Annotated in this window: 22 protein-coding genes, 1 rRNA gene and 1 riboswitch; of the genes, 8 read left to right on the top strand and 15 right to left on the bottom strand. The window is 68.6% G+C overall.

Going from position 1 to position 22,691, the window contains the following annotated elements:
• From ACIA8G_RS18205 to ACIA8G_RS18220, 4 genes are all read right to left on the bottom strand, one after another.
• A 16S ribosomal RNA gene (locus ACIA8G_RS18205) occupies positions 1 to 291 on the bottom strand; the annotation flags it as partial.
• A 309-nt stretch (positions 292 to 600) separates the two neighbouring features.
• Entirely contained in the window at positions 601 to 1,956 is a 1,356-nt protein-coding gene (locus ACIA8G_RS18210; RefSeq protein WP_396419691.1) for a polysaccharide lyase 6 family protein, read from the bottom strand.
• Positions 1,953 to 3,302, bottom strand: a complete 1,350-nt coding sequence (locus ACIA8G_RS18215) for a polysaccharide lyase 6 family protein (protein WP_396419692.1) — start codon at positions 3,300 to 3,302, stop codon at positions 1,953 to 1,955. The genes ACIA8G_RS18210 and ACIA8G_RS18215 overlap by 4 nt, the downstream gene beginning before the upstream one ends.
• Before the next feature lie 43 nt (positions 3,303 to 3,345).
• Positions 3,346 to 3,759 (bottom strand): NUDIX hydrolase, encoded by a 414-nt coding sequence (locus tag ACIA8G_RS18220; RefSeq protein WP_396419693.1) that lies wholly within the window; start codon positions 3,757 to 3,759, stop codon positions 3,346 to 3,348.
• 93 nt (positions 3,760 to 3,852) lie between these two features.
• Between ACIA8G_RS18220 and ACIA8G_RS18225 the strand changes: the two genes are divergently transcribed.
• The 7 genes from ACIA8G_RS18225 to ACIA8G_RS18255 all read left to right on the top strand — a co-directional run bounded on the left by ACIA8G_RS18225 (position 3,853) and on the right by ACIA8G_RS18255 (position 11,356).
• The gene (locus tag ACIA8G_RS18225) at positions 3,853 to 4,779 is read left to right on the top strand and encodes an SPFH domain-containing protein (RefSeq protein ID WP_396419694.1); all 927 of its coding nucleotides are present in this window, start codon (positions 3,853 to 3,855) and stop codon (positions 4,777 to 4,779) included.
• Complete coding sequence (locus tag ACIA8G_RS18230; protein ID WP_396419695.1) at positions 4,779 to 5,006, top strand: hypothetical protein; 228 nt, start codon at positions 4,779 to 4,781, stop codon at positions 5,004 to 5,006. The genes ACIA8G_RS18225 and ACIA8G_RS18230 overlap by 1 nt, the downstream gene beginning before the upstream one ends.
• Before the next feature lie 17 nt (positions 5,007 to 5,023).
• Positions 5,024 to 6,415 (top strand): AAA family ATPase, encoded by a 1,392-nt coding sequence (locus ACIA8G_RS18235; RefSeq protein ID WP_396419696.1) that lies wholly within the window; start codon positions 5,024 to 5,026, stop codon positions 6,413 to 6,415.
• Between the two features lie 274 nt (positions 6,416 to 6,689).
• Positions 6,690 to 8,795 carry a glycoside hydrolase family 3 N-terminal domain-containing protein gene (locus ACIA8G_RS18240; RefSeq protein WP_396419697.1) on the top strand — a complete coding sequence of 702 codons (2,106 nt, stop codon included), beginning with the start codon at positions 6,690 to 6,692 and terminating at the stop codon, positions 8,793 to 8,795.
• Between the two features lie 123 nt (positions 8,796 to 8,918).
• On the top strand, positions 8,919 to 9,185 hold the full coding sequence (gene rpsT, locus ACIA8G_RS18245; protein WP_396419698.1) for a 30S ribosomal protein S20: 267 nt from the start codon (positions 8,919 to 8,921) through the stop codon (positions 9,183 to 9,185).
• A 112-nt stretch (positions 9,186 to 9,297) separates the two neighbouring features.
• Entirely contained in the window at positions 9,298 to 10,572 is a 1,275-nt protein-coding gene (locus ACIA8G_RS18250) for a cytochrome P450 (RefSeq protein WP_396419699.1), read from the top strand.
• Entirely contained in the window at positions 10,550 to 11,356 is an 807-nt protein-coding gene (locus ACIA8G_RS18255) for a hypothetical protein (RefSeq protein ID WP_396419700.1), read from the top strand. Before ACIA8G_RS18250 ends, ACIA8G_RS18255 begins: the two co-directional genes overlap by 23 nt.
• Here the strand turns inward: ACIA8G_RS18255 and holA are convergent, their stop codons facing one another.
• Positions 11,357 to 12,334 (bottom strand): DNA polymerase III subunit delta, encoded by a 978-nt coding sequence (gene holA / locus ACIA8G_RS18260; protein ID WP_396419701.1) that lies wholly within the window; start codon positions 12,332 to 12,334, stop codon positions 11,357 to 11,359. It lies immediately after the preceding gene.
• A gap of 93 nt (positions 12,335 to 12,427) precedes the next feature.
• Positions 12,428 to 12,547, top strand: a riboswitch (SAM riboswitch).
• A gap of 11 nt (positions 12,548 to 12,558) precedes the next feature.
• Between holA and thrC the strand changes: the two genes are divergently transcribed.
• Positions 12,559 to 13,815: a threonine synthase gene (gene thrC / locus ACIA8G_RS18265; protein WP_396419702.1), complete on the top strand. Its 1,257-nt coding sequence runs from the start codon at positions 12,559 to 12,561 to the stop codon at positions 13,813 to 13,815.
• Between the two features lie 135 nt (positions 13,816 to 13,950).
• Here the strand turns inward: thrC and ACIA8G_RS18270 are convergent, their stop codons facing one another.
• The 10 genes from ACIA8G_RS18270 to ACIA8G_RS18315 all read right to left on the bottom strand — a co-directional run bounded on the left by ACIA8G_RS18270 (position 13,951) and on the right by ACIA8G_RS18315 (position 22,679).
• Positions 13,951 to 14,133 carry a hypothetical protein gene (locus ACIA8G_RS18270; protein ID WP_396419703.1) on the bottom strand — a complete coding sequence of 61 codons (183 nt, stop codon included), beginning with the start codon at positions 14,131 to 14,133 and terminating at the stop codon, positions 13,951 to 13,953.
• Positions 14,085 to 16,700: a DNA internalization-related competence protein ComEC/Rec2 gene (locus ACIA8G_RS18275; RefSeq protein ID WP_396419704.1), complete on the bottom strand. Its 2,616-nt coding sequence runs from the start codon at positions 16,698 to 16,700 to the stop codon at positions 14,085 to 14,087. The genes ACIA8G_RS18270 and ACIA8G_RS18275 overlap by 49 nt, the downstream gene beginning before the upstream one ends.
• Before the next feature lie 207 nt (positions 16,701 to 16,907).
• Positions 16,908 to 17,609: a helix-hairpin-helix domain-containing protein gene (locus ACIA8G_RS18280; protein WP_396419705.1), complete on the bottom strand. Its 702-nt coding sequence runs from the start codon at positions 17,607 to 17,609 to the stop codon at positions 16,908 to 16,910.
• 87 nt (positions 17,610 to 17,696) lie between these two features.
• A complete protein-coding gene (locus ACIA8G_RS18285; RefSeq protein WP_396419707.1) occupies positions 17,697 to 18,590 on the bottom strand; it encodes a DegV family protein in 894 nt (297 codons plus the stop codon).
• 20 nt (positions 18,591 to 18,610) lie between these two features.
• Entirely contained in the window at positions 18,611 to 19,324 is a 714-nt protein-coding gene (octT, locus tag ACIA8G_RS18290) for a diglucosylglycerate octanoyltransferase (protein ID WP_396419708.1), read from the bottom strand.
• Positions 19,321 to 19,926: a histidine phosphatase family protein gene (locus tag ACIA8G_RS18295; RefSeq protein ID WP_396419709.1), complete on the bottom strand. Its 606-nt coding sequence runs from the start codon at positions 19,924 to 19,926 to the stop codon at positions 19,321 to 19,323. The genes octT and ACIA8G_RS18295 overlap by 4 nt, the downstream gene beginning before the upstream one ends.
• 8 nt (positions 19,927 to 19,934) lie before the next feature.
• Positions 19,935 to 20,318 carry a ribosome silencing factor gene (gene rsfS, locus ACIA8G_RS18300; protein ID WP_030468098.1) on the bottom strand — a complete coding sequence of 128 codons (384 nt, stop codon included), beginning with the start codon at positions 20,316 to 20,318 and terminating at the stop codon, positions 19,935 to 19,937.
• 141 nt (positions 20,319 to 20,459) lie between these two features.
• Positions 20,460 to 20,663 carry a cold-shock protein gene (locus ACIA8G_RS18305; protein ID WP_030468099.1) on the bottom strand — a complete coding sequence of 68 codons (204 nt, stop codon included), beginning with the start codon at positions 20,661 to 20,663 and terminating at the stop codon, positions 20,460 to 20,462.
• 85 nt (positions 20,664 to 20,748) lie between these two features.
• Positions 20,749 to 21,330: a nicotinate-nucleotide adenylyltransferase gene (nadD, locus tag ACIA8G_RS18310; protein WP_396419710.1), complete on the bottom strand. Its 582-nt coding sequence runs from the start codon at positions 21,328 to 21,330 to the stop codon at positions 20,749 to 20,751.
• A gap of 179 nt (positions 21,331 to 21,509) precedes the next feature.
• Positions 21,510 to 22,679, bottom strand: a complete 1,170-nt coding sequence (locus ACIA8G_RS18315; protein ID WP_396419711.1) for a cytochrome P450 — start codon at positions 22,677 to 22,679, stop codon at positions 21,510 to 21,512.
• Positions 22,680 to 22,691 lie beyond the last annotated feature (12 nt).

Below are 22,691 nucleotides of genomic sequence, written 5' to 3' on the forward strand. Positions count from 1 at the left end.
CTCAGGCCGGCTACCCGTCGTCGCCTTGGTAGGCCATTACCCCACCAACAAGCTGATAGGCCGCGGGTCCATCCCATACCGCCGGAACTTTCCACCCTCCACCATGCGGTAGAAGGTCGTATCCGGTATTAGACCTCGTTTCCAAGGCTTATCCCAGAGTACAGGGCAGGTTACCCACGTGTTACTCACCCGTTCGCCGCTCGTGTACCCCGAAGGGCCTTACCGCTCGACTTGCATGTGTTAAGCACGCCGCCAGCGTTCGTCCTGAGCCAGGATCAAACTCTCCAATAAGGATTGTGTTGATCGCTCCAGACGGAATATGTCTGGCAATCTATCTTCTCAAAGGAATTACCTCGACGAGGAGGTAATTCATATATTACTGGCTGTGTTATCGGCACGCTGTTGAGTTCTCAAAGAACACGCGCACACCGCAGTCACATCAGCTTTTCGCTGACTTACTTCCGGGGCTTGTGTTGTCAGGCTCGTTCCGACTTGTTTTCCGGCCCGTGTCGCTCTGACTTGGAGAACATTACACGGGGGTGTTTCGATCTCCAAATCGGGGGGTCCCCTAAGCGCGGGAACCCCCACTGACCTGCGAAATCAAGGCGCTGAGGGCCCGACGTCGGCACGGGTGAGCGGACGACGCACCGCGGCGGCGTTGTACTCATCCGCCCCGACATCGGGTTTCCCCACCCGAGGCTGCGGATCGAAGTCCGCAGACACATAGGGGAACGAGCCAGCAGACGCGTCCACGGCCGGGCTCGCCGAGGACAGGCGCAGCAATCCGGCCGAGTCCCGCACCAACCGCGGGTCGACGGTCCGATAGCCGCCGGAAGGCATGCCGGCCGCGCCACCGAACACGATGTTGCCCTCGTACCTGACCGTGGACCCGGACTTCATGTCCACGAACTTCGAGGACGACCCGGTGATGATGTTGTTGGACAGGACGCAGTCCTTCGGCAGGAAAGCCCCGCCATCGCTGTCCACCACCGCACCGGTGCCGATCAGCGTGTTGAACGCGACCGTCACCCGGTCCGGCCGGTCGTGCAGCTTCGACGTCGGCCCCGAGTCGGCTTCCTTGCCCGACCCGAACACCATCTGCCGGTCGCGGTTGCCCTCGACGTAGTTGTTGATGATGCGGTGGTCGTTGCCGTGGAACCGGATGCCGGTGCCCAGCAGGATGTTGCCGTCCACCACGGTGCGGTCGCCGTGCCGCAGCACCAGGAAGCCGCGGCTGTCGCGCAGGGTGTTGTGCCGGACGATGTTGTCCGACGACTTGACCGAGATCGCCTCGGAGTCGCCGTTCGCCTTCTCGAAGAGGTTGTTCTCGAGCAACGTGTTGGCGGACCCCTTCTGCCGGTCGCTGTTGCCGATGCGCACCGACTCACCGCCGTTGCCGCCGGAGAACCGGTGGTTGTAGAAGTAGTTGTGGTGCGCCCACGTCCGCTTCGCCATACCGCCCTTGGGGCCACCGACGTGCAGGTAGACACCCTCGTTCGTGCGGTTCTGGAACGTGTTGCGGTCCACCTCGACGTCGTCGCCGTTCACCTCGACGAAGCCACCCGCGTCGTCCGGTACCACCGGCACGTTCAGCTCGAACGTGTTCCGCGTGATCCGCACCCGGTTCACCCCGACCGGCACCGCGAGCCGTCCGTCGTGCCGCAGGTCGAAGCCCTCGATCACGACCTGCGAGACGCCGCCGGCGAAGACGAAGCCCGCCTTGCCGCGAATCTGCGCCCGTCCGACGTGTTCCGCGGCGACCGTGACGCCGGGGCGGCGAATCGTGATCGCCGCCGACGACGTGTAGGAGCCGTCCGCCAGCTCGATCCGGTCACCGGGCGAAGCGGAGTCCAACGCCGTCTGCATGGCGGCCAAGCTCGTCACCCTGATGACCGCGGTGGGCGCGGGCACAACCGCACCCACCGCGATCAACAGGCCCACTAAGAGGACGCTCATGGCGCCGAGACGCCGACGTCGGCCTTCGTCAGCGGCTTGCGGACCGCCGACGAGCTGTACTCGTCCGCACCCACGTCCGGCTTGCCGGAGCGCGACTGCGGGTCGAAGTCACGCGTCACGTAGGAGTAGGTGCCGGCAGACGCGTCGATCGCCGGGCTGCCCGAGGCGAGGCGCAGCAGTCCGTTCGCGTCCCGCACCAGCTTCGGGTCGGCTGACTTGTAGCCGGACGACGGCATGCTGCCGCCGGTACCGCCCCAGATGACGTTGCCCTCGTACTTCACGGTCGAACCGCTGTGCATGGAGACGACGCCACCCGACGAGCCCTTGATGACGTTGTTCGCGAGCACGCAGTCCTTCGGCTTGAAGTCACCGCCGTCGCTGTCGACGACCGCACCGGTGCCGACCAGCGTGTTGAACGCGACCGTCACGCGGTCCGGCCGGTCGTGCAGCTTCGACGTCGGCCCGGAGTCCGCCTCCTTGCCCGAACCGAACACGATCGCGCGGTCCTTCGTGCTCTCCACGTAGTTGTTGATGATCTTGTGGTCGTTGCCGTGGAAGCGGATGCCGCTGTTGAACAGCAGGTTGCCCTCGACCGTGGTGCGGTGGCCGTGGCGCAGCACGATGTAGCCCTTGCTGTTGCGGATCGTGTTGTAGCGGACGGTGTTGTCCGACGACTTGATCGAGATGGCCTCGGCGTCGCCGTCGGCTTTCTCGAACAGGTTGTACTCGACGATCGCGTTCGCCGACTTCGACTGCTTGTGGCTGTAGCCGAGCCGGATCGACTCGCCGCCGTTCGCACCGGTGAACTGGTGGTTGTAGAAGTAGTTGTGGTGGATGTGCGATCGCTTGGCGATCTCACTGCCCGGACCGGTGATCTGCAGGTACACGCCCTCGTTGGTCCGGTTCTGGAACGTGTTGTGGTCGATCTGGACGTCGTCGGCGCTGACGCTGAGCGAGGCGCCGTCCTTGTTGCCGGAGTACGTGTTGCGCGTGATGCGAGTCGCCTGCGCCTGCGGCGGGACGTCCAGCGTGCTCTCGCCCGCGAAGACGAAGCCCTCGATGGTCACGCTTTTGACGTCGCCGAACTCGAAGGCCCGGCCACCGGTGAGCACGGTGTCGCCGACGGAGGCGGCCGCGATGGTGATGCCGGAACGCGTGATCTTGACGGGCTGATCGACCCGGTGCAGGCCGGCCTTGAGCACGACCTTCTGGCCGGGCCGGGCGGTGTCGACAGCGGTCTGCAGGGAGGACACGCTCGACACGCCTACGACAGCCGCGTAGGCAGGCAAATGGACGAAGGACGACAGCAGGGCGGCCGTGCCCACAACGGCCAGTGATCGGATCATTCGCCAACTCCTGTGGTGGCTAGCTGGCGGCGGTAGGGCCAAGCTACCGCAAAATTCCAGCAGGTGGGGTAGTTCGATACAAGCTAAGGGCCGTATCGACCGATGGCACCCGCTCCAGTTGTCCGATGTCTGCGACGGGGTGCCACTGAGCGAGGTCGGTCGTGCCGTCCACCTCGTGCCGCAGCTCGCCGCCGACGATCCGGACCTCGTACAGGATCCGCAACGCGTGGTAGTCGCGGTCGGGCTCCTCGCGGAACTCCGAGTCGATGCCGAGCAGCCGCAGCACCTCGATCTCGAAGCCGGTCTCCTCGTCGAACTCGCGGATCACCGCGTCGTGCGGGTGCTCGCCGTGGTCGATGCCGCCGCCGGGCAGGATCCAGCGCTTGCCGTTCGTGCCGAGCCAGCGCGCGAGCAGGATCTCGTCGTTCTCGTTGATGCACACCCCATACGCAGCCACGCGCTGCTTCTTCGCCCTCATACGAGCCAGCCTAACTGGCGATCACCCCGGAAAAGTGATATCACTTAGCTACTACTTCGATAGGGGGTCTGAATGAGCGCGGTTGTGGACACGACAGTGCAGATGCCGGCACCCGTGGTGCGGGAGAAGCGCGCACGGGACCTGTCCGGTCTGCCCATGTTCTTCGGAGGGGTGGTGTTGGTCGCGGTGGCTGCATGGACGTTCATCGAGGGGCTCAAGGCCGCCGACAACAACGACCCGTCGGCGGGACTCCTGATCGTGGGGATACTGCTGTTCCTGGCGGGGGCGCTGGTGTTCAGGGGCCTCTTCACGGTGGCGCCGGGTGAGGCGCGGGTGCAGCAGTTCTTCGGCCGTTACGTGGGCACGGTGCGCACGGACGGTCTGCGGTGGGTGAACCCGTTCAACACGCGGGAGAAGATCTCGACCAGGATCCGCAACCACGAGACGTCCGCGCTCAAGGTCAACGACGCGGACGGCAACCCGATCGAGATCGCCGCCGTGGTGGTGTGGCAGGTCGAGGACACCGCCCGCGCCCGGTTCGAGGTGGACGACTTCGTGCGGTTCGTCGGCATCCAGACCGAGACCGCCGTGCGGCACATCGCGAACAGCTACCCGTACGACAACCACGAGGAAGCCGGGCTCTCGTTGCGGGAGAACGCGGACGAGATCACCGAGACGCTCTCGATCGAGATCGCCGCGCGAGTGCAGTCCGCGGGCGTGAAGGTGATCGAGTCGCGGCTCACGCACCTCGCGTACGCGCCGGAGATCGCACACGCGATGCTGCAGCGGCAGCAGGCGAGCGCGGTCGTGGCGGCACGGTCGCGGATCGTGGAAGGAGCCGTCGGCATGGTGGAGCTCGCACTCGCCAAGCTGGCCGAGCACGACGTCGTCGAACTCGACGAGGAGCGCAAGGCGGCGATGGTCTCGAACCTGCTCGTCGTCCTGTGCGGTGATCGATCCACTCAGCCCGTGGTGAACGCCGGTTCCCTCTACACCTGATGGCTGACCGCAAAAGCGTTCTGCTCCGGCTCGATCCGGCCGTGCACGACGCGTTGAGCAGGTGGGCGAACGACGAGCTGCGCAGCACCAACGCGCAGATCGAGTTCCTGCTGCGGCGTGCACTGGCGGAGGCCGGCCGGCTGCCCGGTGAGGCGAAGAAGATGCCTCGCCGGGGACGGCCGCCCAAGAAACAGCAGGCAGACGAACCGGACGAGCCACCCGATTGATGAGTACGGTGGAGTGGGTGGATCTCCCATTCTCCGACGCGAGGGCGCTCGCGGCGGCTCTGCAGGGGTTGCTCGACGAGGCCAGGACCGTGGTGGCCGCGGGTGCGGAGTCGACGCTGACCCGGATGATCACCGAGCACATCGGGTGCCCGATGCCGCAGGTGCCGACAGTGACGGCGAGGTTCGAGGGCTGGGAGCACGCGAACGTGCACCGCGGCATCGAGGCGTACCTCGCCGAGCACTCCCCAGAGGCGCAGTGGCACGGCATCATCGGAAACCGCTCTCACATGTCCCTCGTGGACATGCTGAGCGCGGGCAACGGGTCCCCCTTCACCTACGAGCTGGGTGCGGTGGACTACATGACCGTGGCGACCGGCCCGGACACCGCGATCGAGGCGGTGCAACTGGGCCTGGTCGCCACTGTCGCGCCGGACGGCGGCCCGGTCGTGGTCGCGGTCCAGGGCCCGATCGAGGAACGCGGCGACTTCCGGTGCGCGCTGCAGGTGCTGGCCTCGTCCAGGGAGGCCGCGACCGCCGTGCGCGAGGCGATCGAAGACCACATGCGCGCCCACGACCTGTTCCGCGGGCAGGTGATGGCCTTCGGGGTGAGTGAACACCGCGGGAACCAGCTGCTCACGTTCCTGCCGCGGCCGACGTTGCGGGCGCAGGACGTGGTGCTGCCCGACGGCGTGCTCGACTCGATCGAACGCCACGTCGTGCGCACCGCGTCGCAGAGCGAACGTCTGCGGGCGCACGGTCAGCACCTGAAGCGCGGCCTGCTGCTCTACGGCCCGCCCGGCACCGGCAAGACGCACACCATCCGGTACCTGATGGGGCGGCTGGAATCCACAACCGTCTTGCTGCTCAGCGGTGTGGCGATGTTCCGGTACCTGCGTGCCGCGACCGCACTCGCGCGGCAGCTCGCGCCGTCGGTGATCGTGGTCGAGGACGTCGACCTGATCGCCGAGGACCGCCAGCACACCATGGACGGCAACCCGGCTTTGTTCGAGCTGCTGAACGAGATGGACGGCATCGGGTCCGAGGCGGACGTGACGTTCGTGCTCACCACGAACCGCGTGGAGGTCATGGAGAAGGCGCTGTCCGAACGGCCGGGGCGCATCGACCTCGCGATGCGGGTGCCGTTGCCGGACGCCGTTGGCCGGGAACGGCTGCTGCGGCTCTACGCGGCCGGTACTTCGCTCGACCTGCCGGACGCGTCGGCGATCGTGGCGGCGAGCAAGGGCGTGACGGCGTCGTTCGTGAAGGAGCTCGTGCGGCGGGCGACGCTGCTGGCGCTCGACGATCAGCCCACCGGACGCGTGCGGCTCGACGAAGCCACGATCTCGGCCGCACTGGGTGAACTGCTCGATGAAAAACAGGCTTTGACGCGCAGCTTGCTGGGGGGCTGAACAGGCGTTTCACCAGCATGAAACCGCTTCCACGGAGTTCCTCCTTTTGGAGGTGTTTTCGGTGGAGGTGTCCACGCGATCGTGTGCGGCGGGCGCACGGGATCGTGGAGGAGTCTTGTCTTTGTTCTCCCGCAAGCGTGCCGTTTTCGGCTCGCTTGGCGTTGCTGTGCTCATCGCGTCGCTGACCCAGGCTGGCGGTCAGGCGGCTGGTAAAGAGATCTATTTGGACGGTCGGGCGTCATCGGAGCGGCGGACTGAGGACCTGCTGCGGAGAATGACGCTCGAGGAGAAGATCGGGCAGATGGCGCAGATCCGCGTGGGAAAGCTGCGCGGTGACTGCAACAACGCCAACGGCCCGTTGGTGGAGTCGTGCCTGAAGGCGGTGCTGTCGGACGCCCACGTGGGCTCGATCCTGTCCGGCGGTGGTGACGCGCCGTTGGACAACACGCCCAAGGCGTGGGCGGAGATGAACAACGCCATCCAGCGCTATGCGTTGGAGAACAACAGGTTGAAGATCCCGATCATCTACGGCGCGGACGGCGTGCACGGGCACAACAACGTGATCGCCGCGACGATGTTCCCGCACCAGATCGGGCTCGGCGCGACCTGGAACCCCGGTCTGCAGGAGCAGATCGGCGTGTCCGCATCGAAGGCGTTGCGCGCCACCGGTGTGTTCTGGAACTTCGCGCCGGTCTCGGACATCGCGCGTGACACCCGTTGGGGACGCTTCTACGAGACCTACAGCGAGGACTCGTTCCTGGCCGGGCAGCTGGCCGCCGCGAACGTTCGCGGGCAGCAGTCCCGTGTGGACGACACGGCGCAGCTGACCGCCACCGCAAAGCACTTCGCGGGGTACTCGGCGCCGGCGAACGGGCACGACCGCTCGGCCGCTCAGATTCCGGTGCGGCAGCTGCAGGACGTCGTGCTGCCGTCGTTCCAGGCGCAGTTCGACGCGGGTGTCCGCACGGTGATGATCAATTCTGGGTCGATCAACGGTGTGCCGGTGCACGCGTCGAAGTACATGCTGCAGACGCAGCTGCGCGACAAGATGGGGTTCAAGGGCGTCGCGGTTTCCGACTGGCAGGACATGAAGTACCTGGTGGACCGGCACAAGGTCGCGCCGGACTACAAGACGGCGATCGCGATGAGCGTCAACGCCGGTGTGGACATGGCGATGGAGCCGTCGAACGCGGCCGAGTTCACCTCGTTGCTGCTGGCGAACGTGCGTGACGGTTCGGTGTCGCGTGGGCGGATCGACCAGGCGGTGCGCCGGGTCCTGAAGCTCAAGTTCGACCTGGGGCTGTTCGAGAAGCCGTACGTCGACCCGGCGAAGGCCGACGGCAACGTGGTGAACGCCGATCGCGGGCTGGCCCGTCAGGCGGCCGCCGAGGGCACCGTACTGCTGAAGAACGACGGCGTGCTGCCGTTGTCCCCGGCCGCGAAGAAGATCGTCGTGACCGGTGAGACCGCGGACGACGTGCGGCGCCAGCTCGGTGGCTGGACCGTCGAGTGGCAGGGCGTGCCGGACGACTCGCCGTTGCCGCCGACCGCGACCGTGCTGACCGGTGTGCGCGAGGCCGTTCCCGGTGCGTCCGTGGTGCACGCGGCCACGCCTGCCGCCGCGGTGACCGAGGCTGCCGGTGCGGACGCGGTTGTCGTCGTGCTTGGCGAGAAGCCCGGGGCTGAGGGTCCTGCCGACACGGAGAACCCGGTGCTGACCCCGGACCAGCAGTCGTGGGTGGACGCGGTGCAGGCGACCGGCAAGCCGGTGGTCGTGGTGCTGCTCACCGCCCGCCCGCAGGTGCTCGGGGCGGCCGCGGACGCGAACGCGCTGGTCGCGGGCTGGCTGCCGGGCAGCGAGGGTGGCCGGGCGATCGCCGACGTGCTGTTCGGCGCGGTGAACCCGAGCGGCAAGCTCTCGGTGTCGTGGCCGAAGGCGCTGGGCGACCCGACGCTGACCTACGACCAACTGCCGGGTGCGAACACGTCGGCCGCCGCGAAGTACGACCCGCTCTACGCGTTCGGGCACGGGCTGTCGTACACGACGTTCGCGACCTCGGGCGTGACGGCGTCGACGACCCGCGAGAACGGCGTGGTGAAGTTCACGGTGGCGAACACCGGAGGCCGCGCGGGCACTGTTGTGGTGCCGGTCTACGTGCGTCAGCCGGCGTCGCCGGTGCTCACGCCGGACGCTCGGCTGGTGGGCTTCACCCGCGTGGAACTCGCTGCGGGACAGTCGAAGCAGGTCGAGGTGTCGTTCAAACTCGCGCAGCTGGCGCTGACCGTCGGCGATGTGAACGGTGACGGGCGGCGTGAGGTGGCTCGCGGTGGTTACGAGGCCGTGGTGGGGGCGGAGAAGGCCGGGTTCACGGTCCGCTGAGCTGGCCTGATATCCTTCGTCGTCGTGAACGCGCGGCGCTCCGCCGTGGAGGAGAACCAGCCTTTGGCTGGTGCCGACAAAGCGCGTCACGAACTCCGGTTTCGACATGAAGGGTGATGTCGCATGGCGAACATCAAGTCCCAGCTCAAGCGGATCAAGACCAACGAGAAGGCTCGCCTTCGCAACAAGTCGGTCAAGTCGTCCCTGAAGACGGCCATCCGCAAGTTCCGCGAGGCTGCCGAGGCCGGTGACAAGGCGAAGGCCCTGGAGCTGCTGCAGGACGCGTCCCGCAAGCTCGACAAGGCCGCCACCAAGGGCGTCATCCACGCCAACCAGGCCGCCAACAAGAAGTCGGCGATGGCCCAGCGCGCCAACAAGCTCGCTGGCTGAGCATCGCTGAGCTCTTGTAGAGCTTCCTGAAAAGGGTCCACTTCCTCCGCGAAGTGGGCCCTTTTCGCTGTTTCGATGGCGTCGCGCCGGCCTGGCCTGTCAGCGTCCGGTCATGAAGGTGCCTTTCCTCGGCGACACGCTGGAGTACATGCGCTCGCCGGTCGCGTGGACGCAGCAGCACTACGAACGGCACGGGCCTGTCTCCGTGCTGCCGATGTTCGGGGTGCGGAAGATGGCCGTGGTGCTCGGGCCCGACGCCATCGAGGAAGTGCTGCTCAACCGCGACAGGGCGTTCTCGAGCGCCGAGGGCTGGAGCAAGTTCGTCGGCCCGTTCTTCCACCGCGGGCTGTTGCTGCTCGACGGTGACGAGCACCGGCTCCACCGGCGGATCATGCAGCAGGCGTTCCTGCCCGCCCGGATCAGCGCCTACCTGGACCGGATGAACCCGGCCATCACCCGTGACCTCGCCTCGTGGCCTGCCGACGGGACGTTCGAGATCGCTCCGGCGATCCAGTCGATGATCTTCACCATGACCTCCGAGGTGCTCACCGGCTCCGGCCTCGGGGCTGCGGCCGACGAGGTGCACCGCATGTTCGAGGCGTGCCTGCAGGCGTCGTACTCACCGCTGCGCGTGGCCGTGCCAGGGCTCCCCTGGGCCCGTGGCATCGCCGCACGGCGCCGCCTGGAGGAGATCTTCGGCGCGTGGGTGGAGGAGCGGCGTGCGTCCGGCGGGCCGGCCGACAACCTGCTCAGCATGCTCTGCGCGGCAGTGACCGAGGACGGCGAGCAGTTCACCGCTCAGGACGTGGTCAACCACATGATCCTGTTGCTGCTGGCCGCGCGGGACACGTCCGCGAGCGCGCTGACCTCGATCATCTACCACCTGGCCGGACACCCTGAGTGGCAGCAGCGCTGCCGCGAGGACGGCTCGGCCCTGGAGCTGGTGCGCAAGGAGTCGCTGCGCCTCATGCCGCCGTTGGGGCAGCTGGCCCGCCGGGCCGTGCGGCCGACCACCGTGCTGGGCCACCCGCTGGCCGCCGGTACCTACGTCATGCCCATCCTGCAGTTCAGCCACCACATGCCCGGGGTGTGGTCGCAGCCATCGGTGTTCGACCCGTTGCGGTTCGCTCCCGATCGCGCCGAGGACAAGGCGCACCGGTACGCCTGGACGCCGTTCGGTGGCGGCGTGCACCACTGCATCGGCATGCACTTCGCCACCGCCGTGGTGAACGCCGTCATGGCCCAGCTGCTGGAGCGCTACGAGTGGTCGGTCGAGCCCGGCTACGAGGTGCCGTGGAACCGCCGTGGCGTGCCCACTCCTGCGGATGGACTGCCGGTCCGGTTGCGCGGTAGGGATAGAACCCATGGAATCGCTCCCACGCATTGACTTCGTCGAGCTGCACGACCTCGACGGCACTCCGCCCGTGCTGCGCACCCTGCACACGGAGTCCATCGCGTTCATCTACCGGCTGACGGACGCCGCGCGGGAGTACTCACGCCCGTTGTCGCTGGCTCTGCGTTCCGGTGCGGATCACCGGATCGTCGACCTGTGCGCGGGGTCGGGCGGGCCGGTGCCGCTCATCCAGCGCAGGCTGCACGAGGAGGGCGTCCACACCCAGGTGACGCTGACCGACCTGGTGCCGAACGTGCCCGCGTTCCAGCGCGTCCAGGCCGAGAACCGCCGGCGGCTGCCTGATTCGTGCTGCTCGGTGGACTACGTCTCCGAGTCGGTCGACGCCACCGACTGCCGGGTGGAGGGGACGCGCACGATCTACGGCGCCTTCCACCACTTCCCGCCGCCACTGGCCCGGCGCATGCTGCAGAACGCCGTCGACACCCGATCACCGATCGTCGTCGTGGACACCAAACGGTCGTTCCTCTACGTCCTGCTCTTCCCGTTCCTGACCACGCTGGCGGTGCTGCTTTCGGCGCCGTTCCAGCGCAATCCCCTGCCGCGCTACCTCCTGCGGCTGGCGCTGACCTACGTCGTGCCGGTGCTGCCGTTCATGATGTTCTTCGACAGCGTCGTGTCGTTCCTGCGCATGTACGGGCGCGCGGAACTGCGGCAGATGGTCGACGGCCTGACCGGCACCGAGTCGTTCGCCTGGACGATCGGCGTCGAACCGGGCTTCACCGGAGCCCAGTACCTGATCGGGATCCCGCGCAGGTAGTCACCGGCGCTGGTGTGCCGCCACGATCCGGAGCACGGCGCGCTCCAGCGCGTAGTCGGCGTCCGCCGCCACGCCCTTCACGTCCGCGTTGAGCCCCGCGACGATCTGCATCGCGTCGGCGAGCCCGCTCGGGTCCCAGCCGCGGGCCTGAGCCTGCGCCTTCTTGATCTTCCAGGGCGGCATGCCCAGCGGCCCGGCCAGGCTGAACGGGTCGGCCCGGCCCACCGCGGTCACGCGCGCGACCGTGCGCACCGCGTCCGCGAGCGCGTCCGCGACCAGCACGTGCGGCACGCCCAGCTGCATGGCCCAGCGCAGCGCCTCCATGGCGCCCGCCCGGTCACCGGTGACCGCCTTCTCCGCGACGGCGAACCCGGTCACCTCGGCCTTGCCCTGGTGGTAGCGCCGGATCTCCTCGACCGTCACCTTGCCGTCGGCGTCCGAGACCAGCTGCGACGCCGCCGCGGCGAGCTCGCGCAGGTTCGTGCCCACCGCGTCGATGAGCGTGGCGACGGCCTCGGCGTCGATCTTGCCGCCCGCCTGCCGCACCTCGTTGCGCACGAACGCCTCACGGTCACCGGGCTTGGTGACCTTGCCGCACTCGGTGACCGCGGCCCCGGCCTTCTTCAGCTGGCCGGGCAGGTCCTTGGCCGCCTTGCTGCGCCCACCGCCCGTGTGCAGGACAACGAGCGTGACCCCGTCCGCGGGCGCCTTGACGTAGGAGAGCACCGTGTCGGCGACCTCCTTGCCGATGTCCTGCGCGTTCTGCAGAACGATCACCCGGCCCTCCGCGAACAGCGAGGGGCTGACGAGTTCGGCCAGCTCGGGAGGCGTGAGATCAGTCACCTGCACACGGGTCAGGTCGGCGGTCGGATCGACCGTGCGTGCGGCCTCGAGCGCCGCTCGAACAGCACGTTCGACCAGCAACTCCTCCTCGCCGACGACGAGGTGCAGTGACTCCGGTGCGCTCACGCTCCGCATCTTCCCACGTCCCGGATCGTGGACGTTGGTGGCTGAGCAACGGACATTGCCGTAACTTTGCCGGGGAGTACGAGCACCACCACAACTGAATACCGCTCATCCAGAGGGGCAGAGGGAACGGCCCGACGAAGCCCCGGCAACCGGCGACAGCGCTACGCGCTGGCGATCACGGTGCCAATTCCGACCCGTTCGATTTCGCGGGAAAGATGAGGAGATACCTCGCGATGACTGCTGTCACTGTGCCCACGAGCACCACCTTCGACCTCGGCCCCGCCCGCGCACTGCTGTGCCGTGAGTGCGGAAATGAGACTCCTCTCGCTCCTGAGTACGCCTGTCTGGAGTGTTTCGGGCCGCTGGAAGTGGCCTACGACTTCGGCAAGATCCGGCGCGAGGACATCGAAGCCGGCCCCAGGTCGATCTGGCGCTACCGCGGCCTTCTCCCCGTTCCGTCCACTGTGGAACAGCACCCGAACACCGATCCCGGCGGCACCCGCCTGGTCGAGGCGCACAACCTCGCCAAGGCCCTGGGCGTCCGCAAGATCTGGGTGAAGGACGACACCGGCAACCCCACCCACTCCTTCAAGGACCGCGTGGTCGGCGTCGCGCTCGCCGCGGCCCGCGAGCTCGGCTTCAAGGTGCTGGCCTGCCCGTCCACCGGCAACCTGGCGAACGCCGTCGCCGCGGCCGCCGCCCGCGCGGGCTGGAAGTCCGTCGTTCTCGTTCCCTCCAATCTCGAGCGCGCCAAGATCCTGATGAGCGCCGTCTACGACGGTGCCCTGATCGCCGTCGACGGCAACTACGACGACGTGAACCGCCTCGCCCAGGAACTCGCCGCGGAGCACGACGACTGGGCGTTCGTGAACGTCAACGTCCGCCCGTACTACGCGGAGGGCTCGAAGACACTCGGCTACGAGGTCGCCGAACAGCTCGGCTGGCGCCTGCCCGAGCAGATCGTCGTGCCGATCGCGTCCGGCTCGCAGCTGACCAAGGTCGACAAGTCGTTCCGCGAGCTCGGCCAGCTCGACCTGGTCGAAGCCACGCCGTACCGCGTGTTCGGCGCCCAGGCCACCGGCTGCTCGCCGATCTCCGCCGCCTTCAAGGCGGGCCACGACGTCATCCGCCCGGTCCGCCCGGACACCATCGCCCGCTCACTGGCGATCGGCGCCCCGGCCGACGGCCCGTACGTGCTCGACGCGGTCCGCCGCACGAACGGCGCCATCGAGGACGTGACCGACGAAGAGGTCGTCGAGGGCATCAAGCTCCTCGCCCGCACCGAGGGCATCTTCGCCGAGACCGCCGGCGGCGTGACCGTCGCGACGGCGAAGAAGCTGTTCGAGTCGGGCCAGCTCGACCCCGACGCCGAGACCGTGCTGCTGATCACCGGCGACGGCCTGAAGACCCTCGACGCGCTCGGCGACACGATCGGCCCGCGCGCGACGGTGCCGCCGTCGGCCGAGGCCGTCATCAACGCACTGGGATAGTGCGGTAACCGTCGGCCTTTGCCCCGTATTTCGGTGGTCGGACGGGTGCATCGCGCCCTGCTGAGCGCCGGAAGACGCGGCAAAGGTTGGCGGTCACAGCGCTGGTCACCTCCCCCCGGACGCGATCTCCTTGGTTCAGAAGGAGATCGCGTCCGTCTTGACCCAGCCGGTGCGCGGAAAGCGCTGCACGCTGTCCAGCACGTGCGGCCCGATCGGTTTCACATCCGCGCGCCACGCCACAACCCGTTGCGGCCACGGGGATTCCGCCTTCAGCACGTTGTAGTGGTAGTCCTGCCACACGTGCGGGGCGATCCGCATGCCATCGTCGAACACGGACTCCGCCACCAGGTCGTAAGCCTCCTCCGGTGTGGCGGCCTTGGTCGGCGGCAACACGTGCGTGGCTGTCGCCCGGTAGGTGAGCGCGCGCGTGCCATCGCCGAGCGTTTCGCAGATGTAGTAACCGAAATCGGGTTTGAGTTCGTCGTGGGGCCACGGGCTCGCCGTGTACCCCATCTGCCACATCGCCCACGCGAACCCCGGCCCACTACCGGAAATCGGGTAGCGCGCGTCGTGCAGCCTGATCCAGACGTCGTCTTGCACTCTCTTCTCCTTCGTACGATTCGGTTTCCCGGCAACACAGCCAGGTCGCCGTCCTTGTCCGTGCGCAACACCACTGCGCCTCCCGCCCGCAACTCGTCGATCACGTGCGGGCTCGGGTGCCCGTAGCGGTTGCCCGTGCCGACGCTCACCAGCGCGACCCGCGGCCTGACGGCCTTGAGGAACGCGGGCAACGAGTACCGCGAACCGTGATGCGGCACCTTGAGCACCTCGGCTCTCAGATCCCGCTCGCCCAGCAACGCCGCCTGACCGGCCAGCTCGACGTCACCGGTGAGCAACACCCGGCCGGCCGCCGTGTGCGCCCTGAGCACGAGCGAGTAGTCGTTCACCGTCGTGTTCGTGTCCGCGGCGACCGGCGGCCGTCGCGGTCCCATCACCTCCACTTCCAGTCCAGGCCAGGCGAACCGTTCGCCCGCCTTCGGCTCCAGCACCCGCACACCACGCGCACGGGCCTGCACGCCGACCTCCCGCCACGCCCACGCGGGCTCCTTCAACGGCCCCACCGCCACCGCACCCACCGCACGCCCGGTGAGCACGGCCGGCAGGCCGCCAACGTGATCCGCGTGCAGATGCGTCAGCACGACCAGCGGAATCCGCTTGATTCCCAACGTCTTCAGGCACCGGTCAACGGCACCGGGATCGGGCCCGGTGTCGACCACCACCGCGCGGTCGCTGTCGTCCGTCGCCAGGACGAGCGCATCGCCCTGACCCACGTCGCAGCTGACGACCTTCCACCCGGCCGGCGGCCACGCCGGCGCCACCACCTGCAGCGGCACCAGCACCACGAACCCGCCCACGAGCACCGCGACCACCAGCGCCCGCGTCTTCTTGAATCGCAGCAACAACACCGCGACCACCACCGCCACGGCGAGTGCGAACGCCCCCACCCAGCCCTCAGGCCAGGCGACCGACGCACCAGGCACGCCCGCCGCCTGCCGCCCGACCAGGACCAGCCACGTCACCGCCGGTCCCGCGACGTGCACCACCACTTCGGCCGCCGGTGGGTACAGCGGCGCGACGACCGCCGCCAGCACCCCCAGCACCGTCGCCGGCGCGACCACTGGCCCGGCGACCAGGTTGGCGACCACCGCCACCAGGCTGACCTCGCCGGACAGCCCGGCAACCAGCGGAGCCGTGGCAAGGCTCGCGGCCGTGGGCACCACGATCGCCTCAGCCAGCCCGCCCGGCACACCGCGTGCCTTCAGCGCCCGCGCCCACTTCGGCGCCACGAGCACCAGCGCCGCCGTCGCCACCACCGACAACGCGAACCCCGGCTCTCCACCGAGTGCGGGATCGACCAGCACCAGCACCACAACGGCGGTCGCGAGACTCGGCAACGCCGAGCGTTCCCGCCCCAGCACCAACGCCAGCAACGCGACGACACCCATGACGGCCGCCCGCAACACGCTGGGCTCAGGTCCGGCCAGGACCACGAACCCGACGAGCGCCACCATCGCCGCCACGGCCGCCATTCGCGGCCCGAGCCGCCGCAGCAGCAGGTACACCGCGCCGCACACGATGGCGAGGTTCGCCCCGCTGACCGCGAGCAGGTGGGCCAGACCCGCGGTGCGGAACTCGTCCACGATGCGCGGCACCATCCGATCGGTGTCGCCCACCACGAGCGCGGGCAGCAGCCCTGCTTCCTCGGCGTCGAGCACCCCGCTGGCCTCACGCAGGCCGTCGCGAAGTCCGTCCGCCCAGCGTTGCCAGGCCGGGGCGGGTTGCGGATCGATCGGCGGCCCGCGCACCCGCAACAGCGCCGACGCCAGGTCGCCACCCCGTGGCGGCGCCAGCGAGCCCTTGACCGTGACCTGCTGGCCCGGCAACAGATCACGCCACCGGTCGGCCGGAGCGAGCAGCACCAGCTGGGCACCGTTCGCGGTCGCGGTGAGGACCACGTGGTCCACGCCTGCCTGGTGGCCGCCGAATCCCGCCGCCCTGATGCCTCGCGGCCGGGTGGTGAGCTCGACGATCAGGGTGGTGCTGCGGCCTTCGTTGGCGGCCAAGCGAAGCGGGTGGGTCTCGGCTCGCAGCACGTGCCCTCCCACCCAGGCCGCGGCGACCGGGCCGGAGATCAGCAGGGCTATAGCGCAGGTCTTCGTCCACCAGGCTCGGCGCCACGCGGCGAGGCCGACGGCTCCGGCGGCCAGACCGGTGAGAACTGCCGCCTGCCAGCTGAGGAAGAGACCGGCCGCGGCCGTCGCCCACACCGCGGCGGCGGCCGGGACGAGCCGGTAGTCCTGGGTTACCGGATGTCGGCGGACCACCGGCGCCTCCCCCGTTTCACACGCGTGGGGTCACAGGTCGGGCTGCCCTGGCGAGGTTGGGGAGGCTCGACCAGCGGCAGGCGGCCTGCGGGGTCGTGCCACATGAGGTCGACGCGCGGGCGTCGCACGAGCTGGGCGGCTTGGCTGGTGATGCGTACAGACGGCATGACTTCCTCCAGGGCTGGATGCCTGCGGGGAGCTCGAGGGTCAGGCGTGGACGAGGTCGGCCAGCTTGGCGAGTTTGGAGTCGCCGATGCCGTCGATCTCGCGCAGTTGGTCGACCGACGCGAAGGGGCCCTTGCGGGTGCGGTGGTCGATGATTCGTTGAGCCGTCACCGGGCCCACGCCGGGGAGTGCGTCCAGCTCGGCGGCCGTGGCGGCGTTCAGGTTCAGCTTCGAGCCGACAGACCACGCAGAGCCAACAGCCCCGACGGAGCCGGCGGGAGCTGGGGGCGGAATGCCCACGGCCACCTGTTCGCCGTCCGTGAGTTTGCGGGCCAGGTTCAGGTTGTGGAGGTCGATGCCCGGCTTGAGACCGCCGGCGAGCCGGATGGCGTCCGCCACGCGGGCCCCGGAGGTGACGGTGACCAGGCCTGGCGTCGTCACCTCGCCGACCACGTTCACGACCAGTTCGGGGGCCGGGGCCGTGGTGCTCACCAGAGCGAGGTCGGGGGCGGGTTCGGCCTCCGGGCCCTGCCACCAGGTGGCCAGGCCGATCACGGTGCAGGCCACCGCGACACCGATGGCGAGGAAACCTCGGCGGGGCAGGCGGAAGCGGCGGCGGGGCGGGCCGTGTTCGTCGGAGTCTTCTGAGCGGGCGAAGACGAGGGCCGGTTCGGCTTTCACCTTGGCGGCCAGGGCTGCCAGGCGTTCGCTCGGGCGGTCGTCCGGATGGGGGCGGGGGAACATGCGGGCGACGTTACGGAGCGGGACGGGTGGGGAGGTGGGGTGAACTCCGGGTCTGTGGATTACTCGCGGGTTGTGGACAGGTCGCGATCACTCGCCACTGGGAGACGGGGAATTGTCGGGGGTCTGTGGGAGCATGTCGGGTCCTCCCGGCAGCACCACGACGCCCAGCACGCCCGGACCGGTGTGCGCGCCGATCACCGCACCCACCTCCGAGATCACGCAACCCGTCGAGCCCGGCAGGCGTTCGTCCAGGCGGGTCGCCAGTTCGGCGGCCCGGTCGGGAGCCGCCAGGTGGTGCACGGCCAGCCCCACCGGGCCGTCGCCCGCCGCGGCGGCCGCGAGGTCGACCAGCCGGCCGACGGCACGGCTCATCGTGCGCACCTTCTCCAGCGGTACGATCCGGCCGTCATCCATGTGCAGCAACGGCTTCACGGCCAGCGCGGTCCCCACCAGAGCCGCCGCCGCGCCGATCCGGCCACCCCGGCGCAGGTGGTCCAGGGTCTCGAGGCAGAAGAACATCCGGGTCTGAGAGGCAGCGGCCGAAGCAGCCTCCTCCACGGCGGAATGCGAACGCCCGGCGGCAACGGCCGCGCACGCGCCCAACACCGCGAAACCGAGCCCCATGCCCGTCGACCGCGAGTCGACGACGCGGATGCGGGAAGGATCGATCTCTTCGGCCGCCAGACGCGCGGCCTCCCACGTCCCGGACAACTCACGAGAGAGATGCACGGACACGATCGCGTCCGAGGACGACAACACGTCCCGGTACACGGCGGCCATCTCGCCCGGTGTCGGCCGTGACGTGGTCACCCGGCGGTGCTCGCCCAACGCCCCAGCCAGCTCGGCCGGACCGAAGTCGACGCCATCAAGGCGTCCGGCACCGTCCACCGCCACGTGCAACGGCACCACGGTGATCGAATGGCGCTTCGCGAACCCCTCGGGCAGGTATGCCGTGGAGTCGGTGACGATGGAGATGCGCACGAGCGACGAGCCTACGGCCCTCACTCCTCCGAGGGACTCAACGCCACGGACGAGATCAGCGCGGCCATCGCCTTGCCCACCAGTTCGTGCCCTTCCCAGCCCCAGTGCATCCCGTCCGGATTTCCGGCGCCGGACCGCACGTGGTCCCCGATCACGGCGGGCAGGTCGAGCAGGGGCACGTCCGCACGTGCGGCCCACCCACGCACGGCCGAAACCGCAGCCGCGTGCCCGTGATGCACGAACGCGTACGAAGGCGCCCGATGCACCGACGGCACGATCCCCACCGCCGGCATCGTGTACTCGAGATTGCGCACCGACTGCAGCGAGTCCCGCAGATACCGCGCGGTCAATGCAGCAGGCAACGCCACGCGCGCGTAAGGCGCCAAGAGAGGCTGAGCCGCCGTGTAGCGAGCACGCACCCACCGCCGCAACCAGTCCGGCCGCACATAACGCAGCCCCTCACGCAGGTACGTGGGCAAGGGCGACGGCAAGGTGTCCATGCTGCCCACGGCGAACACGAGCACGTCCGTGGTGGGCAGCAACGACCAGATCCGAGGGTCCCCGGTCAACGCCCACCAGGCGTCACGCGCCGTCCACCCGAACCCGGCCGCCAGCTCCGCGGATCCGCCCAAAGACGCGGCACAGATGTTGTGCCACAACCGGGGGTGGTCAGCGGGCAGCGGTCCGGACGGCCCGAAGAACGACAACGAGTCGCCCAGGACGAGCAGTCTCAACGCGTGGTGCCCGCGTTGTACGACGACAGCCGCCACCGGTCGTTGCGGCGGGTGAACACGGTCCAGTGGCAGTTCGAGATGCCGCCGAGCTGCGACCAGTTCGCCACCGGCAGGTCGAGCAGCCGCCCGGTCAAAGCGCTGATCAGGCCACCGTGCGCGCACAACAGGACGGTCTCGGAGAACTCCGCGTCCACCTCGTTGACGACCTGGATGGCTCGCTCGGCCACCTCGACGCGCGACTCACCGTCCGGCGGCGTGTAGGTCGGGTCGGTGCGCCACACGGTGATCGCACCTGGCCACTCCTGCTCCACCTCGGCCGTGGACAGGCCCTGCCACTTGCCGAGATGCGTCTCGCGCAGCCGCTCGTCGATCCGCAACGGGACGTCCGCCGAGGTCGTGAACACCCGTGCGGTGTCGCGCGCGCGTTGCAGGTCGGAGGCGACCACGATCTCCGGCTCGAACCCGGCGAGCACCGGGACGGCGAAGCGGGCCTGGTTCAAGCCGGTCTCGGTGAGCGCCGAGTCCAGATGACCCTGCAGACGTCCGGTCGCGTTGTAGTCGGTCTCACCGTGCCGCCACAGCACGAGCCGGCTCAGGGCCATCTGCTACCTCATTCAGCCGTGGAGTCGGCGGGAACGTCCGCTTCGAACTCGATGCGCGGGCAGTCCTTCCACAGCCGCTCCAGGCCGTAGAAGCTGCGCTCTTCGACGTGCTGCACGTGCACCACGACGTCGACGAAGTCCAGCAGCACCCACCGGCCCTCACGGGCCCCTTCGCGGCGAACCGGCTTCGTACCGGCCTCCCGCAGCTTCTCCTCGATGTTGTCGACGATCGCGCCGACCTGCCGCTCGTTCGGAGCGGACGCGATCACGAACACGTCCGTGATCACGAGCTGGTCGGAGACGTCGAGCACCGTCACGTCGTGCGCCTTCTTGTCGGCCGCTGCGTTCGCCGCGACCAGCGCCAGCCGTCGTGCCTCGTCGGTGGCTGCCACGTCACTCCTCTGACTTCCGGCGGGCGTCGATACGCCCACACGAGTTACTGAGGGTACCGGCGCGCGCCAACGGGTACTTCACACGCGGGCATGACGAAGGCCACCTCAGCGCCCTGAGGTGGCCTTCACCTGCGCCGAAGCTTAGAGGGGGCGGACCTGCTGGGCCTGCGGCCCCTTCTGGCCCTGACCGACCTCGAACTCGACCTTCTGGTTCTCCTCGAGCGAACGGAAACCCTTGGACTGGATCTCCGAGTAGTGCACGAAGACGTCTGCCGAGCCGTCGTCGGGCGCGATGAAGCCGAAGCCCTTTTCGGCGTTGAACCACTTCACGGTGCCTGTAGCCAAAGTCTTGCCTTCCACGAACCAGCAACAACCCGCTGATTGTTGCTTCCCGAGGCCACGGATGCACGCGAAATCCACCCGAACGTGGTTACGACTCGGAGTACAGGCCTGTTTTCGAGATGTACTGGACGACCCCGTCCGGGACGAGGTACCAAACGGGCTGACCCGACGCTGTCCTGGCACGACAGTTCGTGGAGGAGATCGCCATGGCCGGGACCTCGACGAGCGACACGGCCCCGGGGGGCAGGTGGTGGTCGTTCAACGTGTAGCCCGGACGGGTGACACCGATGAAGTGGGCCAGATCGAACGCGTCGGCGGCGCGCTTCCACGACAGGATCTGCTCCAGCGCGTCCGCGCCCGTGATGAAGAACAGGTCAGCTTCCGGGTACTGCTTCTTCAGGTCCGAGAGCGTGTCCACCGTGTACGTGGGGCCGTCGCGGTCGATGTCGACGCGGCTGACCGAGAACCGGGGGTTGGACGCGGTGGCTATGACCGTCATCAGATAGCGGTCCTCAGCGGCGGAGACCGCCCGTGATGACTTCTGCCAGGGCTGACCCGTCGGCACGAAGATCACGCGGTCCAGGTCGAACCTGGCCTGCACCTCGCTGGCGGCCACCAGGTGGCCGTGGTGAATGGGGTCGAACGTGCCACCCATGACGCCGATGCGCATCAAAGCAGCGTAGACCGGCGTCAGGCCGCTCCCATGACCCAACGCCGGTCGTGCTGATCACACCGCACGGCCCAGGGGGAGGACGGGCCGTTCGGGTCGCGGCCCACCCCGAAGCAGAGCCGCGCACAGGAGGAACGCTTGCGCCCCTCCCCCATTACGCGGATCTCCCAAGATTTTTCTCACCAGGCCACTGCCAGCCTCAGCGGGCCCCTGACCAGCGAACCCTTGCGGAACTCGACAGGTTCTTCGAGGCGCAGGCCGGGCATGCGGCGCAGCAACGCCGACAGCGCCACCTGCAGTTCCATGCGGGCGAGCTGCGAGCCGAGGCAGAAGTGGATGCCGTGCCCGAACTGCAGGTGCTGGCCGACCTCGCGTTCGATGTCCAGTTCGGCGCTGTTCGGGTACATCGACTCGTCACGGTTCGCCGACGACAGGACCACCAGCACGGCGTCGCCTTCCTTCACGAGCGCGTTGCCGACCTGAACGTCCTCGGTGGCGATGCGGGTGAAGCCGGCGCCGCTGCCCAGCGGGATGAACCGCAGCAGCTCCTCGATCGCGTTCGGCAGCAGCTCGGGGTTCTCCCGCAGGCGCTTCATCGCGTCCGGGTGGTCGAGGAGGGTCACGACGCTGTTGGCGAGCATGTTCGCCGTCGTCTCGTGCCCGGCGACGAGCAGCGTGATGCCGAACCGGACGAGCTCGTCCTCGCTGAGCCGGTCGTCGTTGTCACGAGCGGCGACGAGTGCGCCGAGCAGGTCATCCGTGGGACTTGCACGACGCTTGGCGACGAGATCGGTGAAGTAGGCGTGCAGCTTCAGCATGCCTTCCATCGCCTGTTCCGGCGTGTGGCCGCCGACCGTGGCCAGGACCTGGTCCGACCACCTGCGGAAGTCGGCGCGGTCCTCGAACGGCACCCCGAGCAGCTCGCAGATGACCGTGATCGGGAACGGCAGGGTGAAGCCCTCGACCAGGTCACCGGGGTTGTCCAGGCGGTCGAGCAGGTCGTCGGTGATCTCCTGCGCGCGTGGGCGCAACTGCTCGATCCGGCGCACCGTGAAGGCCTTGGACACCAGGCGTCGCATGCGCGCGTGGTCCTCGCCGTCGTGCGTGAGGATGGACCCGCCCGGCGGGATGAGGGGCTGCATCCTCGGCGCGTCCAGGTCGATCGTCCTCGAGCGGCTGAATCTCGCGTCGCCCAGGACGAACTTCGTCTCTTCGTAGGACGTGACGAGCCAGCCCTCGCCGCCGTACGGATACGTCACGCGCGTGACCGGCTCGTCGCGCCGCAGACGTTCGTACGCCGGATCGAGGACCAGGCCGTCGGTTTCGGAGAACGGGTAGGTGGGAGCCATGTCTCCGAAGGT

The sequence above is a fragment of the Lentzea sp. NPDC051213 genome (genome assembly GCF_044455585.1).
Taxonomy (GTDB): Bacteria; Actinomycetota; Actinomycetes; order Mycobacteriales; family Pseudonocardiaceae; genus Lentzea.